Annotated in this window: 13 protein-coding genes; 5 read left to right on the top strand and 8 right to left on the bottom strand. The window is 69.5% G+C overall.

The features are described 5' to 3' along the window. Nucleotides 1–23: 23 nt before the first annotated feature. Nucleotides 24–845, bottom strand: coding sequence for a polysaccharide deacetylase family protein (locus tag NL114_RS03365; RefSeq protein ID WP_254823389.1), 822 nt, complete (start codon nt 843–845; stop codon nt 24–26). Between the two features lie 25 nt (nt 846–870). Continuing rightward, nucleotides 871–2,157 carry a glycosyltransferase family protein gene (locus NL114_RS03360; protein ID WP_254823388.1) on the bottom strand — a complete coding sequence of 429 codons (1,287 nt, stop codon included), beginning with the start codon at nt 2,155–2,157 and terminating at the stop codon, nt 871–873. Between the two features lie 106 nt (nt 2,158–2,263). On the opposite strand from NL114_RS03360, the gene NL114_RS03355 reads away from it, so the two are divergent. Next, nucleotides 2,264–2,764: a cupin domain-containing protein gene (locus NL114_RS03355; protein WP_254823387.1), complete on the top strand. Its 501-nt coding sequence runs from the start codon at nt 2,264–2,266 to the stop codon at nt 2,762–2,764. 43 nt (nt 2,765–2,807) lie between these two features. Here NL114_RS03355 and NL114_RS03350 read toward each other — a convergent pair whose 3' ends face one another. The 4 genes from NL114_RS03350 to NL114_RS03335 form a co-directional block, all read right to left on the bottom strand. Further along, complete coding sequence (locus NL114_RS03350) at nt 2,808–3,986, bottom strand: inorganic phosphate transporter (RefSeq protein WP_254823386.1); 1,179 nt, start codon at nt 3,984–3,986, stop codon at nt 2,808–2,810. After that, nucleotides 3,986–4,951: a hypothetical protein gene (locus tag NL114_RS03345; RefSeq protein WP_254823385.1), complete on the bottom strand. Its 966-nt coding sequence runs from the start codon at nt 4,949–4,951 to the stop codon at nt 3,986–3,988. Before NL114_RS03345 ends, NL114_RS03350 begins: the two co-directional genes overlap by 1 nt. A 160-nt stretch (nt 4,952–5,111) precedes the next feature. Further along, complete coding sequence (locus NL114_RS03340; protein ID WP_254823384.1) at nt 5,112–5,933, bottom strand: MBL fold metallo-hydrolase; 822 nt, start codon at nt 5,931–5,933, stop codon at nt 5,112–5,114. 69 nt (nt 5,934–6,002) lie between these two features. Beyond that, on the bottom strand, nt 6,003–6,455 hold the full coding sequence (locus NL114_RS03335) for a helix-turn-helix transcriptional regulator (protein ID WP_254823383.1): 453 nt from the start codon (nt 6,453–6,455) through the stop codon (nt 6,003–6,005). Nucleotides 6,456–6,698: 243 nt separating this feature from the next. Here NL114_RS03335 and NL114_RS03330 point away from each other — a divergent pair, with 243 nt between their 5' ends. Then, nucleotides 6,699–9,902, top strand: a complete 3,204-nt coding sequence (locus NL114_RS03330; protein WP_254823382.1) for a PAS domain S-box protein — start codon at nt 6,699–6,701, stop codon at nt 9,900–9,902. Nucleotides 9,903–9,936: 34 nt separating this feature from the next. Here NL114_RS03330 and NL114_RS03325 read toward each other — a convergent pair whose 3' ends face one another. Both NL114_RS03325 and NL114_RS03320 read right to left on the bottom strand, forming a co-directional pair. Continuing rightward, the gene (locus tag NL114_RS03325) at nt 9,937–11,307 is read right to left on the bottom strand and encodes an ATP-binding protein (RefSeq protein WP_254823381.1); all 1,371 of its coding nucleotides are present in this window, start codon (nt 11,305–11,307) and stop codon (nt 9,937–9,939) included. 214 nt (nt 11,308–11,521) lie between these two features. Further along, nucleotides 11,522–12,226 (bottom strand): TOBE domain-containing protein, encoded by a 705-nt coding sequence (locus tag NL114_RS03320; RefSeq protein WP_254823380.1) that lies wholly within the window; start codon nt 12,224–12,226, stop codon nt 11,522–11,524. Between the two features lie 187 nt (nt 12,227–12,413). Here NL114_RS03320 and NL114_RS03315 point away from each other — a divergent pair, with 187 nt between their 5' ends. The 3 genes from NL114_RS03315 to NL114_RS03305 are packed head-to-tail and all read left to right on the top strand — an operon-like array spanning nt 12,414 to nt 14,992. Continuing rightward, the gene (locus NL114_RS03315; protein ID WP_350355444.1) at nt 12,414–13,361 is read left to right on the top strand and encodes an ABC transporter substrate-binding protein; all 948 of its coding nucleotides are present in this window, start codon (nt 12,414–12,416) and stop codon (nt 13,359–13,361) included. 18 nt (nt 13,362–13,379) lie between these two features. Continuing rightward, complete coding sequence (locus NL114_RS03310; RefSeq protein ID WP_254823378.1) at nt 13,380–14,117, top strand: ABC transporter permease; 738 nt, start codon at nt 13,380–13,382, stop codon at nt 14,115–14,117. Further along, nucleotides 14,114–14,992, top strand: a complete 879-nt coding sequence (locus NL114_RS03305; RefSeq protein WP_254823377.1) for an ABC transporter ATP-binding protein — start codon at nt 14,114–14,116, stop codon at nt 14,990–14,992. Before NL114_RS03310 ends, NL114_RS03305 begins: the two co-directional genes overlap by 4 nt. Nucleotides 14,993–15,076: the final 84 nt, after the last annotated feature.

The following is a 15,076-nucleotide window of genomic DNA, read 5'->3' as shown; positions in this document are numbered from 1 at the left end:
CAGCCAGTAAACGTCGAATTCGGTCAGGAAACGTCGAACCTGGCCAGGCGAGCGAGCAGCATCAGTTCGCCGTTCAGGTCGCTCATGTGCCAGCGCCAGCGCCGGAACGGGAGGCCCGCGTCGACCCGCGGGACGAGCATCGGGTCCTCGCTCCCGAGCAGGGGCCGCCGGGACTCGTTCATCGTCGCGATGTCGTGGGTCTCGCGGACGATGGACACCGAGGTGTCGTTGAAGCCCCCGTTCGGGTAGCAGAAGCGGTCGCAGTCGATGCCGAACCGCTCGGCGAGGTCCTGCTGGGCGCCGACGACCTCCTCGCGGATGATGTCGCGGTCGTGGTGGGCGCCCACGTTGTGGTGGGTCCGGGTGTGGTTCCCGACGGTGACCAGCGGGTCGTCGGCCAGCTCGAGCACCTGGTCGCTCGTCAGGGTGTCGAACATGTGGCCGGTGTTCATCACCTGTTCGCGGCGGCAGGCGTTGTCCAGCAGCGCCGGGCAGACGAACACCGTCGCGGGCACCTCGTACTCGTGCAGCAACGGCCGGACCTCCGTGTAGAAGTCGCGGTAGCCGTCGTCGAAGGTGAGCGCGACGTGCTTGCGCCCGACGCCGCGGCCGTCGTTCAGCCGGACGTCCGGCAGGTCGACCACCTCGAAGTTGCCGGTGAGGTACTCGAGGTGGGACCGGAAGTCCTCGACGGCCACGTCCGACGTTCCGGGCCGACACTCGCCGGCGGGTCGGACGGAGTGATACATCAGGACGGCGCTCCGGTGGCGGTAGTCCGGCCGGTCGAGGCGGGCAGCCATCCCGAGTCGCGAGAGGGCGCCGTAACCGTACCGTCCGACGTTCATCGACGGCGGTGCGTCGGCCTCGGACTTAACTCCGGCTCTCGGAGCCGGCCGGCTCGCCGGTCGTCCCGTCACCAGTCACCCGCCGGTACGCGCGCGCCGCCGTCCGGTGGAGCGGCACCGGCACCTGTCGGTCGACCGCCCGGAGGACGCGCCCCGCCACCGCCTCCGGGCCCGCCTCGCGCAAGTCGTCGATGGTGGCCTCGGCGTCGGCCCGGCGAGCGGTCGCGCGGTCGGCCAGCGGCGTCGTGCGGTCCAGCTTGTAGTCGACGAACCGGACGAACGCCTCGCGCGAACGCAGGTCGTTCGTGTTCCCCGAGCGCATCGACTCGGGCAGCGTGACGGTGTGGCTCCCGAGTTTGAACGCCAGGTCCGTCGTCTCCAGGTCTCCCTCGTACGGGCGCCCGAGGTCGGCGTACACCTCGCGGACGCGCTCCTCGAAGACGGGGCCGGTGAACGCCTCGACCAGCTCCCGGCGGAGCGGCTCGGCGTCGAAGGACGGCGCGTCCCCCTCTGCGAGCGTCTGGAAGGCGTCGGCCGCCTCGTCGACATCGCCGAACTGGAGCGAGTTCGTCGCGTCCAGCTTGTCCCGGCCACCGCCCTTCAGGCCCTCGTGGACGACGACGGGCGTGCCACAGCAGAGCGCCTCGTGGACCACCTTCGACTGGCCCTCCTCGCGCGAGAACAGCGCGAACCCGCGCGAGGCGTTGTAGAGGTACGGGAACACCTCGTTCGGGATGGGGTGGAGGGGGCGGTCGCCGAACGACGCCTCGACGGGCACCCCGAGGTCGATGTGCTCGCGCTCGGCGTCCGTGAAGTCGGCCTCGTACTGCTCGAAGAACTCGGTGTCCCAGTAGCCGCCGAGGTCGTCGGGCGGTTCCGGAACGGCACAGATGAGGAGGACATCGAGGTCGACGCCGCGGTCGAAGCACTCGCGGACGGTATCGAGCAGTTCCGAGTACCGCTTGATGTCGATGGGGTGGCCCACACTGAACACGTCCCACTGCTGGGGCACGTCCATCGGCCGGAAGCGGGCGGGCGTGAAGTCCCGTGAGCACAGCTCGACCAGCCGGGGGTCGGCGCCGGGCGCCCAGTCGACGGTGCCGGGACAGGCCATCTGGAAGTCGACGTACGGCGTGTCGCCCACGTCGGCGTGGTAGGCTCCCCACTGGAGCCCGAGGACGTAGCGCTCCTTCAGCGCGACCAGCCGCCGGGCCAGCGGCTCGGGCGAGTCGAAGAAGTAGGGGCGCTCCTTGTGCGTGAACATCAGCAGCCCCGGCGACCCTCCGACCGGTGGCTTCAGCTCGTACACCATTGGGGGTGCTGGGGTCGGGGTCGGCAAAACGCTGCCCACTCGGATTCCGTGTGGATGGATGGCACTGCCGGCCAACCCTTACGCCGCTGGCTCGGGACGCCCCCGTATGGCCGACGAGCCACACTACTCGGTCCAGACAGGTGCCGACGGGCAGCTCGGCGCCGACCTGCAGGTCGCGCCGGACGAGAGCGACAGCGAGGTGGCGGTCGTCGAACACACGCTCCCACCCGGGACGCTCGGGTCGCCACTCCACCGGCACAGCCGCGAGGACGAGATCTCGCACGTGCTGGCCGGGCGGATGGGCATCGAGGAAGGAACGGGGGCGGACCGGGAGGTCCGGGTCGTCGAGGCGGGCGGGACCGTGGTGAAGGAGCGCGGCGTCTGGCACGCCTTCTGGAACCCCGGGTCGGAGCCGCTCCGGTTCCTCGAGGTCATCGCCCCGGGCGGGTTCGCGTGGTACTTCGAGGAACTCGCGGAGCTACTCGACGACGACGCGCCGCCCGAGGAACTGCTGGTGCGCATCGACCGGCTGGGCGACGAGTACGGGTTCGAGTCGAAGCCCGAGAGCGTCCCCGAGCTGCGCGAGCGCCACGGCCTCGACGGCTGACGGCCCGCGCGGCGGCCACCATCGGGCCGGGCGGGACCGCCGTTCAGAACCCGAATATCGGGACGAACCGGAACGTGAGGTACGCCCCGACGGTGGCGATGGCCGGCACGACGTTCTGCATCAGGACGACCCGGGCGGTCGTCGCGGGGTTGAAGAGGTCGCCGGCGTCGGTCCGTTCGGGTGATTCCTCGCCGATGGGGGGGAGCTCCTCGCCCTCCTCGTCGGCGGCCAGCGCGTCGACCGACACCCTGGGCGGGTCCTCGGCGGCGGTGACCGCCTCCGGGACGGTCACCGGTCGGGTCGCCCGGCCCCAGCCCAGGCCGATGATGGAGACCGTCGCGATGACGACGAAGCTCGCGGGGATGCCCAGCGTCGAGAGGAAGACGACCAGCGTGGAGCTGACCGTCGCGACCACGATGGCGGCCGTCAGCGGCAGCTCCGTGATGTCGCTCCCCATCGTCTCCAGGGTCCGCCGGGCGATGGTGAACGCGCCGATGGCGACGGCGATGCCGCCGAAGATGATGGCCGGGTTCATCGCCAGCTCCTTGCTCCCGACCAGCGGCGCGACGGCGTTGGCGATGTTCGAGGTTCCGGAACTGAACGCCATCAGACAGCCGATAGCGACGACCGTTATCGTCCCGTACAGTTCACGCCGGTTGGTCGTCCGGTGAACCCGTGGAATCGGTATCGGTCCCGAACGGTCGACATCGAGCAGCGGGCCCGTGCTGCGCTCCATCGCGATCATCCGGTTGAGCCGCGCGTAGAAGTACCGGCCGATGATGAGCGACACCCAGAAGCCGATGATGGGCGAGACGACCCACCAGATGACGATCTCGCCCATGACGGCGAAGTCGAGGACGCCGCCCGCGAGCCCCAGCCCCGCGATGGCGCCGACGGCCGTCATGGAGGTCGAGGCCGGGACGCCGAAGAGGTTCCCCATCAGCAGCGCGACCCCGATGAAGAACAGGACCGCGATGGACGACTCCAGCGTGAACACGCCGGGGTCCGCGACCAGCTCCGTGCCGAGCTTCGTCACGACGTTCCGACCGATAGTCCAGGCCCCGAGGAAGAAGAACACCGACATCAGCGCCGCGGCGGCCGTCTTCGAGATGGCGTCGGCGCCGACCGCCGGCCCGAACGCCGGCCCGGTCGTCGACCCGCCGATGTTGTACGCGACGAACATCGAGACGAGGACGCCGACGACGAGCAACGGGTCGACCATCAGGCGTCCTCCGGGTCGTCCGCGTCCTCGTCGCTAGCATCGTCCTCGCCGTTCGTCGCATCCGATCCGTCGTCGTTCGTTTCGTCCTCTCCCTCGCTGTCGCTCGCCTCGTCGTCCTCCCACACCTCCCGCTCGTCCTCGTCCTCCCACTCGCCGTCGGCCGCCTCGTCCTCCCACACCTCTTCCTCGGTCCGGTCCTCCCACTCGCCGGACTTCGAGTCCACCTGCGCACCCAGCGTCTCCTCGACCGTCGTCTCGACGGTTTCCCCGACCTTCTCCTCGACCGTCTCGTCCACGGTTTCCTCGACCGTCTTCTCGACTGTCTCGCTGACGGTTTCCTCGACCGTCTTCTCGACGGTTTCCCCGACCTTCTCCTCCACCGTCTCGTCCACGGTCTTCTCCACCGTCTCGCCCACGGTCTCCTCCACGGTCTTCTCGACGGTCTCCTCGACCTTCTCCTCGACCGTCTCGCCAACCGTCTCTTCGACCGTCTCCTCGACCGTCTCGCCGACGGTCTCCTCTACGGTCTTCTCCACCGTCTCACCGACGGTTTCGTCGACGGTCTTCTCCACCGTCTCGCCGACCGTCTCGTCCACGGTCTCTTCGACCGTCTTCTCGACGGTCTCGCTGACGGTTTCATCGACGGTCTCTTCGACGGTCTCACCGACCTTCTCCTCGACCGTCTCGCCGACCTTCTCTTCGACGGTCTCACCGACGGTCTTCTCCACCGTCTCGCTGACCGTCTCGTCGACGGTCTCCTCGACCGTCCGCTGGACCTCCGTGGTCATCCAGTTCGGGTCGAACCGCGCCATCTTCCAGACGACGTGGAGCATGAACGAGAGGAGGACGCCGAAGCCGAAGGCCAGTCCGACGGTGTTCCCGGCGACCACGATGAGTCCGACCGAGGCCGCGATGAGCAGGCCGTACGTCAGGTCGACGATGGAGTCGACCCGGCTGGGGTTCACAGGTCTCCCCGGACGGCCCCGGGTTGGCTGCTGACGGGTGTCCGCTCCCCCACAGCAAGTGTCAGGGAAATCATATACACGTACAGAGTGGCCCTCGACGCAAGAGCCTTGGCAACCACGGCGTCCCGACCCCGCCCCAGCCTCGTCCCGGTCCCGCGAACTACAGGACGTACCGCTCCCCGTCGACCGCCAGCGGCTCCTCGAACGCCTCCTCGGCCGGGACGAAATGCGAGATGTGGACGACGCGCGTCTCGTCGGCATCGAGGTTCCGGCCGAGGCGCTGGGCCCCCTCGAAGGTCATGTGCTTCGTGCCGAACGTCATGAACTCGCCGTCGACCTCGTCGGCGCCACCGAGCGGGTGGTACTCACAGAGGTGCGCCGGGACGATACCGTCGGCCAGCAGCAGGTCGGGGTCCCTGAGCACGTCGAGCGACTCGTCGGGGATGTCGTAGCCCGTATCGCCGGAGAGCGAGAGCTTCGCGCCCGTCTCGGGGTCCTCGATGGCGAGCCCGTAACACACGAGCGGCGGATGGTCGACCGGGACGAGCGTCAGCTCCAGGCCGCAGACCTCGAACGGCTCGAAGGGGGTCCGGGGCTCGACGACGACGGTGTCGAGGTAGTCGTAGCGCCGGCGGACGGCCGCGGCGACGCTCTCGCCGGTCTCCGGGTCGGTCTCGTCGGCGGCGTACACCGGCACCTCGGGGAACAGCCGGTAGGCGTTGCCCAGCCCATCGAGATGGTCGAAGTGGATGTGGCTGATGACGACCTCGTCGGGCAGGTCGACATCGTGGTCGAGGAACTGCTGGCGGAGGTCCGGGCTGGCGTCGACGAGCAGCGACTCGCCGGTCCGCTCGTTGTGGACGTGGACCGAGAACCGTGAGCGCTCGATGCCGCGCTCGCGGGCCGCCTCGCAGGTGTCACATGAACAGCCCGGCGTCGGCGTGCCGGTCGTGTCGCCGGTTCCGAGGAGGGTGACCTCCATCGGTTCCCGAATCGTGGTGTCGGGCCAAAAGTACCGTGGTGGGGGCCGGAAGCGCCGGGGGACCGGTCCTCAGACCGCCCGCTGGTTCGCGCTGTCGGGCGTCGAGGAGGGGAGACAGACGACCTTCTCGCGACCGATAGAGACGCGCGTGATCTGCTGGTCGGCCTCCATCTCCGAGAGGAGCCGACTCGTCGTCGATGCTGACAGCCGGGCCAGGTCGCCCACGTCGCTCTGCCGGAGTCGGCCGTCGTGCTCCGCGAGCAACTGCCGGATGTACTGCTCCGGGCTGAGTCCGGTTCTGCCGGCGAGCTCCGAGCGTGTCAGGGTCTCGGCGGCGCCGGACCCGTCGGCGATGGTCGGTGCGTCCGTCGTGCCCGCGGGGGGGTCCGTCTCGGTGGTCTCCGGGAATCCAACCCCGACATCGGTCTCCTGCCGGTCGCCACGGCCGGTTCCGAGGGCTCGACGGAGTCTCGCATACATCGTCGTGACGTGGTCCTTGAGTGATGTGCGGTCGGTGTTCATTGGCTGTGTGGACGGCGGTTGTTCGATGGCCCGTTCGGTGTCCGCGTCGTACTGTCGCTATCGCAATGCAGGATGGACTGGGGCATATCGGTGCTGGCAAACCATTTTGGTACCGGTGTCGCAGTTCACCAGCGGTCGGCTCTCGGATTCGGTCGCGTCGCCCGCGCTGTCCTGACCAGTTCGGCCGTAAGAGGGATATCACTCCCTCGACCGTGTGGAGATACGGACGGATGGACGACCACCATGCCGAGTGAGACCTCTGCTCCCCAGACCACGGCGCTCCAGTGCATCAGCGACCCCGTCGTGTCGCTCGACGCGGACTGGCGGCTCACGTACGTCAACGACGCCGCGGCCGACCTCATCGGGGGGACGGCGGCGGACCTGGAGGGACGCCGCGTCTGGGACGCGTGGCCGGACCTGCAGGGGACGGCCGCCGCGGACCGCCTCCGGGAGGCGCGGGATGAGGGGTCGGCGACGACGGTCCGGCTCCCGGCGACGGACGGGGTGTTCCGTTCGGGTCGAGTCTACCCGGACGGTGAGCGTCTGACGCTCCTCGTGACGCCGGCCGACGGGGAACCGGCGTCTCCGGCCCATGTGGATACCGCCGACGCCGCGGCCGGGTTCGACTCCGGGGAGGACACGGAGGCGGTCTTCGACCGCATCTCCCACGGGTTCTTCGCGCTCGACGACGACTGGCGGTTCACCTACGCGAACGAGCGGACGGGCGAGCTGCTCGGCCACTCCCCGGACGAGCTCGAGGGGGAGCACATCTGGGAGCTGTACCCGGAGGCCCGAGGGACGGCGTTCCAGGAGGAGTACGAGGCGGCGATGCGGACCCAGCAGCCGGTCGAGTTCGAGGCCCACTACGACCCGCTCGACACCTGGTTCCGGGTGAACGCCTACCCCTCAGAGACGGGGCTATCGGTGTACTTCACCGACATCACCGAGCCCAGGCGCCGCGAGCGCGAACTCGAACGGTACGAGACCATCGTCCAGGCGATGAACGACGGGGTGTACACGGTCGACGAGGACGGTCGGTTCACGATGGTCAACGACGAGTACGCGCGGATGACCGGCTACGACAGCGAGGCGTTGCTCGGCGACCACGTCTCGAAACTCGTCGACGAGGAGACCATCGAGCGGGCCCGCGAGATCGAGGCCGACATGGCGGCCGACGAGCGCGTCTCGCCGACCATCCGGGCCGAGGTCGAACGGGCCGACGGCTCGACGTTCCCGGCCGAAGCCCGCTTCGCGCTCATCGAGGGCGCGACCGGCCTGGAGCGTATCGGCGTGGTCCGCGACATCACCGAGCGGCGGGCCCAGCAGCGCGAGCTGGAGCGGCGGGTCGACCAGCAGACGGCCGTCGCCGACCTCGGTAGACAGGCACTCGGTGGCGAGTCGCTGGACGACCTGTTCGACAGCGCCGTCGCGGCCGTCGCGGGCGTGCTCGACGCCGATTACTGCAAGGTGCTCGATCTCCAGCCCGAGGCGGGGGAACTCGAGCTGCGGGCCGGTGTGGGCTGGCAGCCCGGCTACGTCGGGGAGGCGGCGGTCGGCACCGGTCGCGACTCGCAGGCGGGGTTCACACTGGTCTCCGAGGAGCCGGTCGTGGTCGAGGACTTCGCCGAGGAGACGCGTTTCGCCCCGCCGTCGCTCCTGACCGACCACGATGTGGAGAGCGGCATCAGCGTCGTCATCGGCCCGACGGACGACCCGTGGGGCATCCTCGGCGTCCACGACACCTCGCCGCGTTCCTTCGCCGGGACCGACACCTCGTTCGTCGAGAGCGTCGCGAACGTGCTCGCGACCGCCATCGACCGGGTGGCGTACGAGCGGCGACTCAAGCAGTACGAGGTGGCACTCGAACGCTCGACCGACGTGAGCGCCATCCTCGACGAGGACGGGACCATCACGTACATCACGCCATCCGTCGAGGAGGTGTTCGGCTACACGCCGGCCGAGGCCCTCGGTGAGTCCATCTTCGAGTACCTCGACCAGGGGGAGGTCGAAGGCGTGGCCCAGGAACTCGAGGGGCTCCTGGCGGACCCGTCCTCGCAGCCGACCATCGAGGTCACCCTCCGCCGCGAGGACGGGTCCGAGGCCATCGTCGAGGCCAGCGCCCGCAACCTCACCGACGAGCCCCACGTCGATGGCATCCTGGTCAACACCCGTGAGGTGACCGAGCGCCGGGAGCGCGAGCGCCGGCTCCGCGAGCAGCGCGACCAGCTGGGGGCGCTCGTCGACCTGAACGAGGTCGTCCGCGAGGTCAACGGTGCCGTCATCGACGCCACCTCGCGTACCGAACTGGAGGAGCGGGTCTGCGAGACGCTCGCGGGCGCGGACTCGTACGCCTTCGCGTGGGTCGGCGAGGTCGACACCACGGCCGGCGAGGTGGTCCCGCGGACGAGTGCCGGGCCACACCAGGCGTATCTGGACGCCGTCTCCATCCCGTACGGCGAGGACACCGAGCCGACGGGGCCGGGCGCGACCGCCCTGGAGACGGGCCGGACACAGGTGGTACGGGATATCGACGGGCTCGCGGACGAGGCGTGGCAGGTGGCGGCCCGCGACGCCGGGTTCCGTGCCATGGCGGCGATTCCGCTCCGGTACGACGGCCGCCAGTACGGCCTGCTGGCCCTCTACTCCCGGCGTGAGGCGGCGTTCGACGACCGCGAACGGACCGTCGTCTCGCATCTCGGCGAGAGCATCGGCCACGCTATCGCGGCGCTGGAGCACCGGGAGGCCCTGATGGCCGAGAGTGCCATCGAGCTGGAACTCTCGATCCCGAGTGACGACCTCCCGGTCGACGAGTCCGGGGACACGACACCACGCATCCAGGTCGAGCGCACCATCCCGCTCGATGACGGCCGGTTCCTCGTCTACGCGAGCGCCGACGGGACGACCGAGTCGGCGGTCCGGACGTTCATCGAGCAGGGGGCCGACACGGTGGCCCGGTTCCGGCACGTGGGCGAGCACGACGGCGTCGGACTGTACGAGTGGTTGCTCGACGAGCCCCCGACACTCTCGATGCTCGGCGAGCGCGGCGGCCAGGTCCGGGAGATCGTCATCCAGCCATCGAGCGCCATCGTCACCGTCGAACTCCCGCCGGAGAGCGACGTGCGGTCGGTCGTCGATGCCGTCGCCGAGCAGTATCCGGACACCTCACTGGTCAGCCAGCAGCAGGTCACCCTGGAATCGAAGAGCAGTATCGAGTACGTGGGCGAGGTGGAGTCGAAACTGACCGAGCGCCAGCGCCAGACCCTCGAAACGGCGTACGTCTCGGGCTACTACGAGTGGCCCCGGCGGACCGACGCCAGCGAGCTGGCCGACGCGCTCTCCATCGGCGATGCGACCGTCTCACAGCATCTCCGGGCCGGCCACCGCAAGCTCTGTGGCACGCTGTTCGAGCGGGAGGAACGCGAGGACCGGAGCGACGGATCGGAGTGAGTAGCCGACGGTCGACCCGGAACCCAGTGGCCCCCTACTCGGAGGGCGGCTCGACCTCGGTCGACTCGTGCGTGTGGTCGTGGTCGGAGTGGTCGTGCGAGTCCCCCTCGCCGTTCTCGCTCTCGTCCGAGCGGGTCCCCTTCCAGTTGTCGAAGTCGTCCATGTTCTTGAGGTTGTCCCGTTCCTCGAACCCCTCGACGGCCCGCCGGAGGTCGGCCTGCGTGAGGGTGGTCCGCTCCTCGGTCAGCGCATCCAGCACCGCCTCGCGGAGGACGAGCCGGAGGTCGCTGCCGGTCAGGCCCTCGGTCAGGTCGGCCACCTCGGCCGGGTCGAAGTCGTCGATCTCCATCCGCCGGGTGACGACCTCCAGGATGTCCGCGCGCATCCCGGCGTCGGGCTTGGGGAAGTTGACGATCTCGTCGAACCGGCGCCACGCCGCGGCGTCGAGCTGATCGGGGTGGTTGGTCGCGCCGATGAGGAGCACGTCGTCCTGGATGAGGCTCACTTCGTCGATGCTCTTCAGGAGCGTGTTGACCGCGCGCTTGATGGCGGCGTGCTCGTCGGAGGAGCGCGTCTTCGCGACGAAGTCGAACTCGTCCATGAACAGGATACAGGGCGAGAGCCGCTTGGCGACCTCGAACGTCTTGTCGACGTTCTTGGCCGTCTCCCCGAGGTACTGGCTCGTGATCATCGACAGCTTGACCTCCACGAACGGGAGATCGAGTTCACGCGCCAGCGCGCGCGCGACGCTCGTCTTCCCCGTGCCGGGCGGCCCGACGAACAGGAGCTTGCCGATCTCCCGGAGGCCGATCTCCGCGAGGTAGTCGCGGTGCTCGATGGCCTTGACGACCTTCTCGATCTCGCCCTCCTGGTCCTCGGTGAGGACGAGGTCGTTCATCGTGATCTCGACCTCCTCGGGCGCTTTGACCTCGACGAGGTCCAGCATCTCCTCGTCGTCCTCGTCGAACATCTCGTCGAGCAGGGAGTCGATCCAGACGCGGTCGGCGTGGACCGGGCGGTTCCGCTCCCGCGAGGACTGGTAGTCGATCTCGTCCATCTCGGCCTCGAAGTGCGAGGCCAGTGTGGGGTTCTCCTGGATGCGCTCGGTGTCGACGCGCTGGACGTACCACGACTCGGCCATGTCCCGGTCCGAGAGGTCGATGGTCCCCGAGAAGTCGTCGCGCTCGGTGAACATCAGGCCGGAGACGGCCTCCCACGGCCGGTCGACGCCGGTTGCGGCGGCCGCGGTGTTCCCCGTCGTCGCCAGCGGCCGTTCGATATCTCCCTCCGACCAGAACACCCGCCGGTACCGCGGTGGCAGGTCGCGCTCGTCGAGGTCACCGTTCTCCGTGTAGACCGCTGCGGTGAGGAGAAACTCGACGACATCGAGTTCAGGACTGCTCATTCTCGGGAGAGTTCGGGAGGAAGGGACATAAGCCGTTCGAGACTGGCGACGTTCGCGGCGAGGTCTGCTGGCCGTTCCCGTCCTGGAGGGGTTCATCCCCACCGAGGCCGCGGCGAGCGCCCACGTTGAACGGTGTAGTCGGATTACGTCCGATATTTTCAGATTGGGAAACAATTTATCGAGTTCTCATCGTGGTTCGGAATCTGTTCGGACACTACGACATGCCGGTCGCCCGCGTGGCCGTCGCCTTGAACGTCGCGACGACCGCCGTTCCCTCGGCCAGCCCCAGCCGGTCGACGCTCTCCAGCGTGACCAGCGCGACGAGCTCGACGGTCCCGTCCGTGCGTCCGTCCGTGTCCTCCACGGTGACCCGCACGTGCGCGACCGACTCGCCGCGTTCGACCGCGCGAACCGTCCCCGCCAGCCGGTTCCGCGCGCTCGTCCCGCCGGCGGGTGGGGCCTCGTCGGGCGCGTGGAGCGTCACGGCGTCGGCGCGGAGCGACACCTGCACCCGGTCGGCGCCGGCCGGGGCGAGCGCACGCACCTCGCCGACCGAGGTCGCCACCGTGGCCAGTTCCCCGTCCCGGTCGAGGACCCGACCCTCCAGCACGCACTCCTCGGCCGCGGCGACCCCCGAGAGCGTCGTCCCGAGGCGGTCGAACCGGGCGAGCAGTCGCCGGGCCTCCGAGGTGAGCTCCGTGCCGCCACCGCCCGTCCCGCCCCGCGTGCGCTCGACCAGCGAGCCGAACGCGGCCTCCAGGTCGTCCAGCCGGCCGGTCGCGCGGGCTCGCGACCGCTCCAGCGCGCTCGCGGCCGCGCTCACCGACCCGTGTTCGTCGATGGCCCGGAGGAGCGCCGCGTCGTCGGCACCGAACGCCACCGTGCCGGCCCGCAGTTCCGGGGTCACGTTCGGGTCCATACCCACACTGTGGGAGCCGGTGGCAAAACGATTATGACGGTGCCGCTGCACCAGCGTTGTATCCATGTCGGAACAACGGAACACGGGACCTGAGGCTGACGACGAGACGGGTTGGGGCTCGACGACGCGACGGCGGGCGCTGCAGGCCGCCGGTGTCGGCGGCGCGCTCGCGCTCGCCGGCTGTACGATGGGGAACCAGGGCGACGGGGGCGACGGCGGTGGCGACGGGGGCGACGGCGGTGGTGGTGGTGGCTCGAACAGTGTCGGCGACGGGACCCTGACGGTCGCGACCACCACCTCGACGTACGACACGGGGCTGCTGGGCGAACTGAACCCGATGTTCCAGTCGACGTTCGGCATCCAGGTGGAGCCACTGGTCCAGGGGACCGGCGCGGCCATCCGCACGGCGCGTGACGGCGACGCCGACATCATCCTCGTCCACGCGCGGGGCGCCGAGGACCAGTTCCTCAAGGACGGCTTCGGTGTCAACCGCCGCGACGTGATGTTCAACGACTTCGTCATCGTCGGCCCGCAGGACGACCCCGCCGGCATCAACGGGATGTCGAGCGCGACGGAGGCGTTCGCGACCATCGCCGAGACGGAATCGACGTTCCTCTCGCGCGGTGACGACTCCGGGACGAACAAGAAGGAGCTCACCATCTGGGACCAGTCCAGCGCCTCACCGACGGGGTCGTGGTACCAGGAGACCGGCAAGGGGATGGGCGATACGCTGAACCAGGCCAACCAGGTCGGCGGCTACACGCTTGCCGACCGGGGCACCTTCCTCTCGCTCAAGAGCGATATCGACCTCGTCATCCACGTTCAGGGGCCGCTCAAGGACGGCCCGGCCATCCTGCGGAACCCGTACGGCGTCATCCCGGTCAACCCTGCTGTCCACGACAACGTCAACTACCAGGCGGCGATGGCGTACGTCGGATTCCTCACGAGCCCGGCGGGCCAGGAGGCCATCGGGAACTACACCGCGAACGGCTCGCAGCTGTTCTTCCCGAACGCGCTGGCCGAGGAGCCGCAGTTCGACCAGTACGTCCCCCAGGACTACGGCGGCAACACGGAGGAGTTACGGCGCCGTCGCTACCAGCACTGGGTGGACAACATCGTCCCGAACGACTACTGAACGGGGCACCCAGACAGCATGGCAGGAGCAGGACTGCTCTCCGAGTTCGGCACGCGCTATCTCGTCAGCGTGGTGCTCGTCACGCTGCAGGTGAGCCTCGTCGCCGTCGGCATCAGCACCCTCATCAGCCTCGCTATCTCGCTGACGATGGGCTTCGTCGACTTCCGCGGCAAGCGTGTGGTCGAGACGGTCATCAACACGGGGATGGGCTTTCCCAGCGTCGTGGTCGGACTGGCGGTCCTCCTGCTCCTGTCGAACCAGGGGCCGGTCGGCGGGGGGTTCGCCGTCGGTCCGCTCCGCTTCGGCGGTGTCGAACTCCTGTTCACGAAGGAGGCGATGGTCGTCTCCCAGTGTATCCTCGCCGTGCCGGTCATCACGAGCGTCTCGCTGTCGGCCATCGAGGACGTGGACGAGTCGCTCCGGGACGCCGCCTTCGCCGCCGGGGGGACCCGCCGCGACGTGCAGCTTGCGGTCCTCCGGGAGGCCCGCTACGGTCTCATCACCGCCATCCTCGCGGGGTTCGGTCGTGCCGTCAGTGAGGTCGGCTCCGTCCTCATCGTCGGCGGCAACATCGCTATCCGCAACCAGTCGGGCGAACTCGTCTCGCTCACGCGCACCCTGACCACCGCCATCACCATCGAGGCCCGCCGGGGCCAGTACGAGGTCGGCATCGCGCTCGGGGTCGTCCTGCTGGCGCTCGCGCTCGGGGTCAACGCCGTCGGCAACGTGGTCCGTGCCCGGGGGGAGCGCTCGTGACCGCGAGCGGCCCCGACACGGGCGCCGCCCACGGCCGCCGGGATGCCGAGCCGACCGACGCATCTGAGACCGACGCGCCCCCCGCCGTGGACGGCACGCGTGTCGTCGCGGATGGGGTGACCTACGGCTACGCGGGGAGCGACGGCCAGCAGCGCGTGCTCTCGGACACCAGCCTCGCCGCCGAGCCCGGCGAGGTCGTCGCGCTGGTCGGGCCTTCGGGGACCGGGAAGACGACGCTCCTGCGGCTGCTCGCGCTGTTCGATCCGCCGGACGAGGGACGGGTCACCGTCGACGGGCGTGACGCCTGGACGCTCGGCGACCGGGAGCGCCTGCGGCTCCGCCGCCGTATCGCCTTCGTCTTCCAGGACCGCTCGCTGTTCACCGGCAGCGTCGCCCGGAACGTCGCGTACGGACTCACCGTCCGCCGGTCGTGGCGCGAGCGCGCCGCCCGCTGGCTCCGGGGACTGGTCGGCCGAAGCGAGCCACCTGCCCGGGTGACCCGTGCCCTCGAGACGGTCGGCCTGGGGGGGATGGCCGACCGGAACGCCCGCTCGCTCTCGGCCGGCGAGGCCCAGCGGGTCGCCGTCGCCCGTGCGCTCGCGACCGACCCGGCCGTGATGCTGCTGGACGAGCCCACTTCCAACCTCGACCCCCGGAACACCGACGCCATCGAGACCGCCGTCGCCGACGCCCGCGACCGCGGCATCGCCGTCGTACTCGCCACCCACGACATGGCACAGGCACGCCGCGTCGCCGACCGCAGCGCCGTCATGCTCGACGGCACCGTCATCGAGCAGGGCGCCACGGAACGGGTCTTCGACGACCCCGACGACGACCGGGCCCGCGCGTTCGTCCGCGGCGAACTCGTCTACTGACCGCGGAACCACTCACGGTTACACTCCCCCTGGCCGCGCATCTGTGTAAGGTTTCTGATAAGCGTCATGTGGTGGCGGCCGCTA

The sequence above is a fragment of the Haloglomus halophilum genome (genome assembly GCF_024298885.1).
Lineage (GTDB): Archaea > Halobacteriota > Halobacteria > Halobacteriales > Haloarculaceae > Haloglomus > Haloglomus halophilum.
Note: the sequence above shows the minus strand (reverse complement) of the source record. Positions and strands in the feature narration are given on the sequence as shown.